The sequence below is a fragment of the Longitalea luteola genome (genome assembly GCF_017356035.1).
Classification (GTDB): domain Bacteria; phylum Bacteroidota; class Bacteroidia; order Chitinophagales; family Chitinophagaceae; genus Niastella; species Niastella luteola.
The window spans coordinates 644,902-657,731 of record NZ_JAFIQX010000003.1 but is presented as its reverse complement, the minus strand read 5'-3'; the positions used below and the strand labels follow the sequence as shown (position 1 = coordinate 657,731).

8 protein-coding genes are annotated in these 12,830 nt (G+C 48.0%); 4 read left to right on the top strand and 4 right to left on the bottom strand.

Annotation, left to right across the window (positions count from 1 at the left end; all coding sequences use genetic code 11):
* Positions 1-153: 153 nt before the first annotated feature.
* The 4 genes from JUB15_RS11155 to JUB15_RS11140 form a co-directional block, all read right to left on the bottom strand.
* Positions 154-1,848, bottom strand: a complete 1,695-nt coding sequence (locus JUB15_RS11155) for a RagB/SusD family nutrient uptake outer membrane protein (protein WP_207512541.1) — start codon at positions 1,846-1,848, stop codon at positions 154-156.
* A 19-nt stretch (positions 1,849-1,867) separates the two neighbouring features.
* Positions 1,868-4,963 (bottom strand): SusC/RagA family TonB-linked outer membrane protein, encoded by a 3,096-nt coding sequence (locus JUB15_RS11150; protein WP_207512540.1) that lies wholly within the window; start codon positions 4,961-4,963, stop codon positions 1,868-1,870.
* 148 nt (positions 4,964-5,111) lie between these two features.
* Complete coding sequence (locus tag JUB15_RS11145; RefSeq protein WP_207512539.1) at positions 5,112-6,962, bottom strand: FAD-dependent oxidoreductase; 1,851 nt, start codon at positions 6,960-6,962, stop codon at positions 5,112-5,114.
* Between the two features lie 284 nt (positions 6,963-7,246).
* Positions 7,247-8,458 carry a n-acyl-d-glucosamine 2-epimerase gene (locus tag JUB15_RS11140; RefSeq protein ID WP_207512538.1) on the bottom strand — a complete coding sequence of 404 codons (1,212 nt, stop codon included), beginning with the start codon at positions 8,456-8,458 and terminating at the stop codon, positions 7,247-7,249.
* A gap of 177 nt (positions 8,459-8,635) precedes the next feature.
* Between JUB15_RS11140 and JUB15_RS11135 the strand changes: the two genes are divergently transcribed.
* The 4 genes from JUB15_RS11135 to JUB15_RS11120 all read left to right on the top strand — a co-directional run bounded on the left by JUB15_RS11135 (position 8,636) and on the right by JUB15_RS11120 (position 12,820).
* Complete coding sequence (locus tag JUB15_RS11135) at positions 8,636-9,871, top strand: ROK family transcriptional regulator (protein WP_207512537.1); 1,236 nt, start codon at positions 8,636-8,638, stop codon at positions 9,869-9,871.
* Between the two features lie 429 nt (positions 9,872-10,300).
* The gene (locus JUB15_RS11130) at positions 10,301-11,506 is read left to right on the top strand and encodes a copper amine oxidase (protein ID WP_207512536.1); all 1,206 of its coding nucleotides are present in this window, start codon (positions 10,301-10,303) and stop codon (positions 11,504-11,506) included.
* A gap of 144 nt (positions 11,507-11,650) precedes the next feature.
* Complete coding sequence (locus JUB15_RS11125; protein ID WP_207512535.1) at positions 11,651-12,124, top strand: response regulator transcription factor; 474 nt, start codon at positions 11,651-11,653, stop codon at positions 12,122-12,124.
* 144 nt (positions 12,125-12,268) lie between these two features.
* Positions 12,269-12,820 (top strand): DUF4199 domain-containing protein, encoded by a 552-nt coding sequence (locus JUB15_RS11120; protein ID WP_207512534.1) that lies wholly within the window; start codon positions 12,269-12,271, stop codon positions 12,818-12,820.
* Positions 12,821-12,830 lie beyond the last annotated feature (10 nt).

Genomic DNA, 12,830 nt, shown 5'->3' with positions numbered 1-12,830 from the left:
TGCTTTGTGGAAATCGCAATTGGCAATTAGCAATTGGCAATGCTTATTTGTGTGCGTCCCTGCTATTTCATCCTGCTTATTATTTAGTCCCTTGTCCTTTGTCTATTGTCTACTGCCCATTGTCTATTGCCTGTTGTCATTTGCCTATTGATCCTACCATCCTTTAATTTGGGTTAACGCCAGGTTGTTCTGCAGTTCAACCGCAGGAATGGGTATGTAATACAGCGCCGGGGTAAACTGCCGGTTAACATTATCGGCAGGCACCACTTCGTAAGTAGAACCGGTAATGCGGTGACCGGTAAATTTGACGCCGTTCAATACAATATGCGCTTTGCGCCATCTTCTCAGATCCCAATAGCGATGTCCTTCGAAGGCCAGCTCCACCTTACGCTCATGTTCTATGGCCTCCATCATTTGCGCGACGGTACTGGCCGTGGTATTGGGTAAGCCGGCACGGGTACGCACCTTGTTCAGCGATTGCTGGGCGCCATTGATATCATTCAATTTTGTTTTCGCCTCTGCATGAATCAGCAATACTTCGGCATAGCGCATCTCTATCCAGTGCTGGGTGCTGCCATTTTGCACGAACGTGGTATTTGTAGAATCAAGCATTTTCTTGATGTAATAGCCGGTAACCGTTTTACGCGGTTCGGTAGTAGATGCGTATTCTGCAAATCCTTCTATTGCATCGGAAGGTGTGGTATTGATGGTTCGGTTTTTCCATTTTGAACCATTGTAGAGGATAGTGGCATAAAAGCGGGGATCGCGGTTTTCATAAGGATTGGCGGCATGCACCGGATTACTCCACAGGAACCTGGTGCCATCGATCCTTTCAAATTCGTTCACCAGTTCTGCGGTAGGCACGCCATATACGAGGCTTTGACCAGGCGCATCACGCGGCGGCGTATTGCCGAGGTCGAAACCATGGGTAAGCTGGGGCGATACATAATCCAGTTTAAACAGTGCTTCTTTCGTGTTCTTATTGTAGAAAACACTGGTAAAGCTGCTTTCCAGTGCATGATAACCCTCGTCGGCCAGGTCCATCACCGCTTCAGCAGCTGTGGCCGCATTTTGATAATACGTTTGCGCATTCGCGGTCGTTACGCCGGTAAGCTCATCCTGGTTAAACTGTTTTTTGTCATACTCAGCAATGGAAGCAGCATACAACCAGGTGCGCGCCAGCATACCATAAGCGGCGCCTTTGGTAGCCCGGCCGGTTTTGGCAGTACCCCATTGCTTGGGCAGGTTCTCAGCAGCAAACTGAAAATCGGCTGCGATGAATTTGTAGCAATCTTCCTCAGAAGAACGCTGGTGTTCCTTTGTAGTGTACTGGTCAAGGTTATCCAACAACACCACACTGCCATGCAGCTTCACCAGCCAGAAATAACAATAACCCCTGATGAAGCGCGCCTCTGCTTCATATTGCTTTTTCGTATCCTCATCTACTTTCGCATATTTGTTAAGGCCTTGCAGGAATTCATTGATCCGGCGAATACGGGTGTAACCGTCTGTCCAGTAATTCAATTGCGGACCTGCCGCATTCACCCGCGAAGCATCCGTTGCCAGAATGTTCACCGTGCCATTGCCTGCTACCGATGAGGTGTATTTCATAATATCGGTGAGCGCATCAGTGGCATTATTGTAGCCGATGGGGAACTGGCCAAACTGAAATTTCTGAAACTCGGCATACATGCCGGCAATATAGAGTTCCATATTGGCGGCATTGTTATATATTGATTCTTCCGTATAGCGGTCGGTGGGAAACACATCTACCTTACACCCGGGCGTCATTGCCAGGATCCCTGCTGCCAGCACCGCACATTTTATAGTTGATTGTAATTTGCTCATAGCTTCCATGGTTTTTGAATTAGAAAGTAATGTTTACGCCGCCCGACATCATTCTTTGTTGCGGATAAAATCCATTGTTCACGTTTGGCATTTCAGGATCGAGGTATTTCAACTTATCCCAGGTGAACAGGTTGAACCCTGATACATACACCCGGATCGTATTGATCTTTGCGGTGTTAAGCCATTTTTTAGGCAGTGTATAACCTAATTGGGCCGATTTCAATCTCAGGTATGATCCATCCCGGATCCAGCCGGAGTTGGCATGGGCGTTATGAGCCGATAATGTCGCCTGATAAGAACTGAGGCGCGGGAATGCTGCATTCGGATTGTCAGGCGTCCAGGCATTTTCTACCAGGAAATACGGTGAGTTACCAAAATTGTAGAATGGTTTTGTGAATGGCGTGTTGTCATCTATTCCCTCCACGCCACTGGCGCCTTCATAGGTTCCGGCCAGGCTCACATTCACAAGCGCAGCGCCCTGAAACAAAGCAGAGAAATCGAATCCTTTGTAACGCAGGTCGATATTCAGACCATACATTAGCTCGGGAATATTGCTGCGGCCAATAAAAGTGAAATCATCTGTACGGGTAAGGCGGCCATCACCATTCAGGTCTTTATATTTAAAGAAACCTGGTGCAATGGTTCCACCACTGGGGGAAATACCATTGGAAGCTTCTTCCCAGTTCTGGTACATGCCATCCACTACAAATCCAACCTTCTCGCCTACACTTCTGCCAACGGTGCGCATCCAGGCAGGCAAACCGGCGCTTTCATTACGACGGATGATCTTGTTCTTTGCCCAGTTCAGGTTACCGGTAACACTATACTGAAACTCACCAATATGATGATTATGCCTGATCTGCAGATCGAATCCTTTGTTATCCACCTTCCCATAGTTCACGCTGGCCGGATAATATCCGCCTATTGTCTGCGGGTACAGCCCGCCTACACCACTGATAATATCATTGGTTGTTTTATAGAACACTTCAAAATCAACACCCAGTAATCCATTCCAGAAAACCGCTTCAAAACCACCGTTCGTTAACACGGCCGTTTCCCAGTGAATATCAACGTTCGGCGGCGCACTGGTATAAATGGCAGATACGGGGGCTCCACCAAACACCACCACCGGTTTGTCGGTAAGCGCATAGGTTTGCAGGTAACCAAAGGAAGTGGTGCTTTGCTCATAGCCCAAACGACCAATGGACCCTTTCAATTTCAACGAAGTAACGGTCGTGGTCAACGGTTCAAAAAAGTTCTCTTTGCTGATGACCCAGCCTAAACCAACGGCAGGGAACATATCCCAACGGTTGTGCGGCGCAAATTTGGTAGAAGCATCCCAGCGGTTGGCCAGCTCCAGCAGGTATTTCTGCTTAAAGCTGTAGTTCAAACGGCCAACCACACCGGCGCGTCTTTCTATAGTGCTGGAGCCTGTTGGTGCAATAAAGTCGGCAGTAGCCGTGCTGCCAAAATCAATTTCCTGAATGTCGGTGATGGGGAAATTGCTGGCGCCGGTTGAAAACACATTGGTCCGGTATTGCGACCACTCATACAAAGCCAGCACTGAAATATTATGATCACCGAAGTGATTATTATAAGTTATACTGGGCTGGAACGTCTGCCGGTTATTCTGTGCATAAGACTGCCGCAGTGAATTCTTGGCAATACCGGGCGGGTTGGCCACTGTAACATAGTCGCCGGCCACCACGTCGCGCGGACGGCCCATCAGTTGATAAGGCGTTAACCAGCCTTTTGTTTCTGTAGCTGTTTTATCATACGCCACCAGCAATTTACCTTCCAGGCCTTTTACCCAGGGCACTTTTACGGTAGCGGTCATGTTCCCGAGGAATACATTTCGTTCCGTACGCTGATAACCCGACTTCTCAACGGATGCAATGGGGTTCACCCAGCCGGCGCCGGCCTGGTGCGCCACCGGTAAACCATTGGGGGCATACATAGGCAAATTCGGCAGCATTCGTACGGCCTGGTAAAACGGGTTCATGTATGAAGTGTTATCAGGCGTAATACCAGGCGTATTGCCCATCTCACGGCGAACACCAAGGTCCAGGGCTACCGACAACACTTCATTCATTTGCGCATCTATGTTAGTACGAACATTATATCTTTTGAAATCGGTATTCTTCACAACCCCTTCCTGGTCTAAATAAGCCAGGTTGGAAAAATATTTTATTTTATCAGTACCGCCGCGCACGCTTATACTGTGCTGCTGGCTGGTAGCCCGGTTGTCGACCAACATACCCACCCAGTCGGTATTACCCAGCAGGGGGTTGGTATTGGTGCCATTGCGCACAGATTCTATCTGCTCTTTTGAATACACCGGGGCTTTCAGGCTTGCACCTACATGATCGTTGTAATCGTTATCTACTTCAATGCCCTTGTTATACCATTCCATATAATCGGGCCCGTTCAAAAATTTGGGAAAGCGGGTATTCGAGTTGGCAGTGGCGGCGCCATCATAGCTGATCACCGGTTTGCCGCTTTTACCTCTTTTGGTGGTGATGAGGATAATACCATTGGCAGCCTGCAAACCATACACGGCTGTTGATACCGCATCTTTTAAGAATGTGATGCTTTCAATTTCGTTGGGGTCCAGGTTACTAAAGGAAGCGCGTTGCACGTTGTCGATGATCACCAGCGGCCCTGCATTTACGTAACTGCTTACGCCCCTGATGCGCAAGGTGGCATCATCATTACCGGGACGGCCCGATTGCTGCACCGCCATCAGACCAGGTACACGGCCTGCCAGCATATTGGTAACGTTCATGGAAGGCGCTTTTTTGAGTTCAGTGCCACTGATCTGAGTAACCGAACCCACTACCGTTCCTTTCTTCTGTTTACCATAAGCTACTACCATTACTTCCTCCATGTTGTCGGCCCCGGGGTTCATCGTAATGGTAAGTGGTTCGCCTGCTTTTGCGCTGACCGACTGGGCCGCATAGCCGGCCATGGAGATATCGAGCACGGCTTTGTCGCCAGGGATGTTCAGCGTGAATTTACCCGACGCATCGGTAACCGTTCCCTGCTTGCTTCCTTTTACCTGTACAGATGCTCTTTCAAGGGGGAGGCCTTCAACAGTGGTTACAGTACCAGTCACTGTTCTTGTTTGGCCATAGCTAAGATAGTGGCAGAGAAGTAAGATGGCGCAAACACTCATTGCGCGTACTGCCAACATTAAATGCCGCAAATGTCTCATACAGTTACATTGGTTAAAAAGTGGAGGTTGCTGGTTTTTATTCCGGTCATTATTTCAAATCGCCTGAAATTTTTACCGGCTTTTCGAAAGGATGAAGGTATTTGTCAAGCAGTACGGCAATAGCCCGCCTGCTCAGGTGATCTGAAAGGCCGGCGGGTTGTATACCGGCGCTTTTCAGATCGTTAACAGCCTGTTGCTCTGATATAACCATACCGGCCTGCTTTATGATCTTTACGAACTCCGGCACCGTGCACAAGGCGCCGGAAGCAGACCAGTAATTTTTCAATGATGGATAGTACAACCGTAGCGCCTGCACCAGCTCGTAGGCCGGTATGGGTTGTTCGGGATAAAACCAGGTTTGGTTGGCCCACATATACGGCACACCTGTTCCTTTCAACAAACCGGCAGCACCTATTTTCTGAATGATGCTGAAATGCGGATCAGTGGCCGGTACGTCTATGAAAGGCATGATGTACCCTTTTGCTTTTAGTAACGCTGTTTGCACGTCACGTACTTTCAACTGCGCGGGTTGCACCTGTTGCTGCACACACAGGGCTGCCATAACCCCTGCCGCCTGGCCCAGCTGCATTACAACGGGCTGCAACCGCGTAGCGCCATTGACGATATTGCTAACACTGATGCTTTTTTCTGCAACGATCAATCCATCAACACCCTGGGGAATCAAGCTGCCCATGGGTACATTATACGATGGCACTTTGATCTTCACAAAGTCAATGGCTGGCGCTGAAGGATTCTTCAGGTGATGATGATCTATTGTATAATCGCCTACGGCTATACCGGTACGGTATAAGGGCATGGGCGTTTCATAAGGTGTGGCTACATGTGGCAGGGTGAAAGTTACCAGCCCTTTTACCCGGCGCGACTCCCGGTGATACGGGATCATCGGCAGCTTATCGGCGGTGGCAAACTCATCATCGGCCAGTCCGAGGTGTTTATAGCCTAATGCGGTTTGCAGGTAATACACAAAACGCAGCGTATGCAATTTGGCTTCTTTTAACGCCTGCTCCCTTTCTGCCGGGCTTTTCTCTATAAGGTTTACGTAATAGTCGTTGCCGCACTTAGGCCAGTTGATCATGTATTTATTGCGGGGCAACCGGCCATATTGCATCATGCGGAAACAGTTGTTCTGCGGACTATCGAACGATGCAGGGTCACTTACGTCGCAGGAGCAACCGAATACACTCGCGTCATAACCTGCTGGTTTGGGGATCGTCTTATCGGCTTTGGCGCCATAATCTTTTAATACGGCCACATAGGTGAGGTCCTGGATAATATCATTGGCTTTTTCCGGCGCCTGTTCTTCCCTGGTATCAAAGCGGCTATCCATTCCGATGCGGTAACCGGCGCCGGCTGCGGCCAGCACATCGCCCAGTTCGGTAGCATCGATCAATATCCTGGCTGAAATAATACGTTGTTTCTTTCCCTGTGTTACGGTTACGGTCCATTGTTGTTGTTCGCGCTTTACCGATAACCATTGGGTGTTGAACCATACCTGCAGCGCTTTTTCTGCGGCGGCCATTTTTTGAAGGAGCTGATTGCCTACATGCGGTTCAAACAGGGTGTTGCTTACCCAACCGGTCTCTACAGAATCGGGACCGCCATAATGATCATATAAGTGCTGCCTGAATTCGCCCCATAAGCCGGAGGGCATGCGATGGTTGCCATCGATGGCCGATACACCTGCTGCTGTTAACATGCCGCCTAACCAGTTGGTGGCTTCCACGATGACCGTGTTGACGCCCAAACGGGCCGATTGTATGCCCGCCATTGTTCCGCTGGCTCCGCCACCAATGATCAGCACATCTGTTTTGTAAACAGGTTGTGCCCGGAGCAGCAGACTGTTAAGCAGTACCAGCAGTAGTATCAGTTTATATTTCATTGCAGCGATTATTTTTTGTGAATCCTTTACTGAAAGGTTTCGGCGTACAAATGGTCAATGGTAATAGCTGCAAGGCAGCAATCGTTATCGAAAGGCAAAAGGCTAAAGGCAAAAAGCAGAAGGCTAAAAGAAAACGCTCGAATTTTGTACATCTTTATTGTCTGCCTGCCTCCTATTTTTTACCTCATACTTCAAAATTCTTAGTTTACCTTCCTTTATCAACTTATTAACTTTGTCTCCGTATCAACTTGTCAACCTTATCAACTGGTCAACTGGTTAACTATTTAACCCAACGTCTTCCACACCTGATAGAGCGCCCTGGGAACATGAAAACATCCCTTCCATTTACCGCCCTTCTGGTTCAGCAATACATCGCCCTGGCGGTTGAGGTAGCCGAACCATTCGCCATATTGTTCATCGCGGAAGTGTTTCCAGGTATAGTCGTGTACTTTCTTAAACCATTTCCAGCAACGTTCGTCGCCGGTAAGCGTAAAGCCCTTGGCAAGCGCTACAAGTGCTTCCGCATGCACCCACCACAATTTCTGATCCCACTCCAATTGCTGCGGCGGATGGCCCAACACATCCATGAAATAGAGGATGCCGCCAAATTCTTTATCCCAGCCATATTCCAGCGTGTGCAGCATAATGTCAACAGCTTTTTTGATCAATTGCTGATCATTGAAGCGTTTGGCCAGGTCCATAATGAACCACATGGCCTCGATGGTATGACCCGGATTGATCAGCCGGCCCTCAAAGCTGTTGCAGAACTGGCCATTCGCGTGAACGTTCTCCAGGATCAAGCCGTATTCCTGTTTATAGAAGATGTCCATCACTTCATGGATCACTGCCGGTGCGAGTTCATTTACCCGGGTGGTACCTATAATGTGCTCCAACTCCAATGAAAGGTTGCACAGGATCATGGGCAGACTGAAACTCTTCAAAGCGCGGGTGCCCGGATAGGCTTTATTATATACGCCTTTCCAGTTGTGCTGGCGGCGGATAATATTTTCGAATGTGGTAACTGCTATTTCTTTATACCGGTCGGCAGGCAATGCTTTATCGAGGGAGGCAAAGGCCATGGCGGCAAAGCAATCGCTGAAAATGTTGTAAGGCTGCACCAGGGGTTTGCCATCGGCGGTAAGGGAGAAGTACCAGTTGCCTTCCGCATCGCGGCCATGTTTTTCCATAAAGGCGGCGCCATGCAGGGCCATGTTCAGCCAACTATCGTTTTTCGCTACATTATTATACATATAGCTGAAGCACCATACTTCGCGACCCTGCAACCACATGAACTTATCGGTGTCGTATACTTTTCCTTCCCGGTCGAGACAGGTAAAATAACCGCCATGCTGTTCATCTTTACTGTACTTCATCCAGAAGGGCAGCACACTTTCCAGCAGTTCCTGGCGGTAAAGGGCTGCATATTCAACCCCTTCCTGGTTGTTTTTGGTCTTTTTCTCCGCTACAAGGCCTACATTCCGTTCATCAGCAGTCATAGTTCGGTGTTATTTTAATTTATTTTATCTTTGCTGAGTAAATTTATAAATAAATTTATTATCAAGTAATCATTACTAAAATATTTTATTTACAAAAAGGCGGTAACCAGGGTTTCTACTTAAGAATCATCCTTTTACCTTAGATAATTAAAAAATTATTAAAAACTTTCATCCTCCATGACCGGCCAGCAAAGCATATTTGAACTGTTTTCAGATGAGACCACGTCGGGCGTGGCTTTTAAGAACAAGGCCCTGAAGCGCACGATCATCAATCATCTCGATGCGAATGGCAATACGACCATCACCGACCTGGCCCAGGCATTGAACATCAGCGTTCCGAAGATCACCAGCCTCATCAATGATTTGATTACAGACGGACTGGTAAAGGATTACGGGAAGGTGGATTCAAAAGGAGGAAGAAGGGCCAGCATGTACGGACTGGTAGCGGAGTCGGGCTTTTTTATCGGGGTAGATGTGAAGCATTATTATGTGAACCTGGGCCTGTTGGATTTCAAAAAGAACCTGGTGACGGCTGAAATGCATGTACCGTATGTGCTTGCCAATACGCAGGAATCGTTCGACCAACTGCTTAAGATCATCCAGCATTTTATCGGCACCCTGCCGGTGCAAAGCCGCAATATCCTGGCGATGTGTGTAAACCTGTCGGGCCGCATTAACAGCGAAAGTGGCTATAGCTACAGTTTTTTCCATTTTCATGAGGAGCCGCTGAGCGCCACGCTGGAGAAGGCCATCGGCATCCGGACGTTCATCGAGAACGACTCCAGGGCGATGGCCTATGGAGAATTCCATAACGGGATCGTGCGCGACGAAAAGAATGTGCTGTTCGTTAACCTCGATTACGGCATCGGTTTGGGCATCATGATCGACGGCAAGATCTATCGTGGCAAATCGGGTTTTGGGGGCGAATTCGGGCATATACCGCTGTTCTCGAACGAAATTATCTGCCATTGCGGCAAAAAAGGCTGCCTCGAAACCGAGGCCAGCGGCCAGGCATTGATCCGGTTGTTCAAAGAAAAGATAGAACAGGGGTCTTCTTCTTCCCTGCTCACGAACCATAAACTGCCCGATGATCTGCGCCTGGCAGATATCATTCAGGCAACGAAAAACGAGGACGTACTGAGCATAGAACTGATTGCCGGCATTGGTGAAAAGATCGGCCGCGGTATTTCGGTGATCATCAATATTTTCAACCCCGAGCTGGTGATCCTGGGCGGAACCCTGGCCGAAACCGGTGATTACATCCGGCTGCCGATCCGCAGTGCATTGAACAAATACTCCCTCAGCCTGGTGAATAACGATACACAACTGCACATGTCGAAACTCCATGAACAGGCCGGCGTTATCGGCGGCTGTTTGATCGCCAGGGATAAGTTGCTGGCTATCAACTCTTAACTATTAGTTTAAAGTTCACAGTTGTAAGTTCACAGTTCAAGGTTCAAAGTGTATGGTTCGAAATTCAGAGTCTCGTTGTCATTGTAAAAGTCGGTGGCAGCGTATCGGATAGCCTGACAGTCTCCGCTTCTGCCCGGCTTCTTCGGCATCAGACAGGATAAAAAGCGGTAAATTTCTTCGCAACTTCTCTTAGACTTCTCTTAGATCTCTCTTAGGCTTCTTCGCAAATTTGCGAAGAACTTGCGAAGGATTTGCGAAGAAGGGTAAGCTGTGTCTTTGCTCAGTCCCGAAAAAGGTTAACAGCTATTACGCCCCTAGATCTCCCAAATTTTAATGCCGCTTACAGCCGATATTTATAAATATTATAATTAAGTTTGCTTTAATTAATAATATTTTTTATTTACTTCAATCATTTTCATCCCTATTATTATGAAACTGCTGCCAAAGAAAAGCCTTTCAAGATACATGCTGGCGTTGGGCATTTCACTGCTCGTTCAAACCCTTGCCCATGCGCAATCGACGATCGATGCGGAATTAAATAAGAAACTGGTGAACGCTCCCCAGGGCACTGTAGTGGAACTGCCGGGCATATTAACAGAAAAACTGCCGCAGAACCCTTACCAGAAGATCGTGCTGCCGGGCCCCCAGTACCTGATCTCCGATGATCCGGAGTATATCCGGGTACCGGAAGCCATCGCATTCCGAGAAGCGGTTGAACCCGGCACGGTCAGGTTGTATGTTTATAATGTAAACGGGGTTAAAGAGCCGGCAAAGATCACCACCCGGATCGTAGCGGTAATAAAAAATACCGGGAAAGCACCTATGCGGCTTCGCATGCTGAAATACTCTTCGCAAAAACCAACTACCAGTTATTTTCATGCGGGCAAGCAGGGGTTGGCCGATTTCTTTGCTTCTACCCCGCAAAGCAGTTTCCGCACCATTCAACCAGGCAGTGTTATGGCCATAGATCCGGCGCAGGAAAAGTTTACGGTGAAATACGATGAACTGGTGCATGGTTTTTATGAATTTGTGATCGATCAGCCCGGTGAAGTAAGCGTGTTACAAACCAATACTACTTCTTCTACGGCTGCTGCCTATGCGCGCATCAAAAATATACTGCCGTCAAAAAGCCAGAGCGGCGCAGGCCGTGGCATTTTTGGCGTAAGTAATTACCGGCTGCTCACTCAAAATACCATCGATACCAAAGATGGAATTTCACAGATCATTGTAGCCGATGGCAAACAGGATGGCTGGGTGTTGGGTAAAGAAAGCAACAGTGGCCGCATTGCCACCCTGGCCGGCAACTACGGTGTATTGTATAATATGGAGATCAAATGGAAGAGCACCGATGGGCGCGGACTGGCCCTTGTTACCTGGAACGCCCGCAGCGATAACGGACAATGGTGTGGGGCTATGGCTAACACCATGGTAGTAAGTAAAGGAAAGTTCAAAGAAGGCATTATACAATTACCAGCCGATAAACTGGTAACCAAAAAGGCGCCTGAAGCCGTGCTGATACAGGTATTTCCGCCTGCGGCCAACGGCGAGGAGCAAACGATCAAATTAACCTATTCTCCGCCCGGCGCTTCGTGTTTACCTACACCATTGGTATTTATACCGGTGACTATGGAATAATACGCAGAACGCTGAACGCTGAACGCTTAACGCAGAACGAAGAACGCTGAACGCTGAACGCAGAACCCGCCTGCCCCCAGGCAGGTTCTGCGTTTTCCTTTAAATACTGTATTTTTATAATACCGATCCGTTAATAATTACAAGATGGCTTTCAGGCAACTGGCAAAATATAAACACCCGATCCTGTATGGCGTTTCAATGGCCGTATTACTTTTTATTTTGAAGTGGCTCGAATTGCGTTTTCTCATAATGGATCATGCGCTCGAAATCTATATCGGCGCCATTGCCCTTATTTTTACCGCCCTGGGTATTTGGCTGGCGTTGAAACTGGCCAGGCCAAAAGTGCAGACCGTGATCGTCGAAAAGGAAGTGTATAAAATGCCGTCGCCCGATTTCACTACCAATGAAGCTGAACTGGAAAAACTGGGATTGAGCAAAAGGGAACTGGAAGTACTGCAATTAATTGCGGAGGGTTTGAGCAACCAGGAGATCGCCGCCCGACTATTTGTATCACTGAACACCATAAAGACCCATTCTTCCCGCATCTTTGAAAAACTCGATGTAAAACGCCGGACACAGGCTATTGAAAAAGCTAAGAGATTGAACCTCATTCCTTAAAGCATTCACCCGGAAGTATAAATATGGAGGGTGACACCAAAATCACCCGAAAGTATGAACGGAATTTCCGTTTCGCACTTCACATTTGTAGCGTAACCCGCCCCGGTACCAGGCTGGTGATCTTAATCATTTAAAGAAAAACAAATGAAAAAAAATGCTTTAGTATTTGGTCTGCTTTCCGGTTTGATCATTACTGCTTTTATGGTGTATTCCACCCTTAACTGTTACTTCAACGCCGATTTTAAAGCCAATGAAATAGTGGGGTATGCCGGTATGCTGGTAGCCTTCGCATTCATTTTTGTTGGCATTAAAAATTACCGTGACAAGTATAACGGCGGTGTTATCAGTTTTGGCAGGGCTTTCAAGACCGGATTATTCATCACCCTCATCGCTTCTACTTTGTACGTGCTGGTATGGGTGATAGAATATTATTTGTTCGTTCCCGACTGGATGGATAAATACTGCACCCATATGATCACCGAAGCAAAAGCAAGCGGCGCCAGCCAACTGGAGTTGAATAAAACAAATCAACAAATGAATTGGTACAGGGAAATGTACAAAAATCCGCTCTTCGTGGTATTGCTGACCTATGTGGAAGTACTGCCAATAGGTGTGGTCGTTTCCCTGATCAGCGCGCTGCTCCTGAAACGAAAAAGACCAAAACAGGGAGGCCTGGCTGCTGCCATCGCTTCCTGATTAAAACAGG

What these genes read in the sequence shown, in the direction of transcription:
- JUB15_RS11120 (WP_207512534.1), top strand. Translation starts at nt 12,269, where the DNA reads ATGAAAAAAAATGCTTTAGTATTTGGTCTGCTTTCCGGTTTGATCATT.
- JUB15_RS11125 (WP_207512535.1), top strand. Translation starts at nt 11,651, where the DNA reads ATGGCTTTCAGGCAACTGGCAAAATATAAACACCCGATCCTGTATGGC.
- JUB15_RS11155 (WP_207512541.1), bottom strand. Translation starts at nt 1,848, where the DNA reads ATGAGCAAATTACAATCAACTATAAAATGTGCGGTGCTGGCAGCAGGG.
- JUB15_RS11140 (WP_207512538.1), bottom strand. Translation starts at nt 8,458, where the DNA reads ATGACTGCTGATGAACGGAATGTAGGCCTTGTAGCGGAGAAAAAGACC.
- JUB15_RS11145 (WP_207512539.1), bottom strand. Translation starts at nt 6,962, where the DNA reads ATGAAATATAAACTGATACTACTGCTGGTACTGCTTAACAGTCTGCTG.
- JUB15_RS11130 (WP_207512536.1), top strand. Translation starts at nt 10,301, where the DNA reads ATGAAACTGCTGCCAAAGAAAAGCCTTTCAAGATACATGCTGGCGTTG.
- JUB15_RS11135 (WP_207512537.1), top strand. Translation starts at nt 8,636, where the DNA reads ATGACCGGCCAGCAAAGCATATTTGAACTGTTTTCAGATGAGACCACG.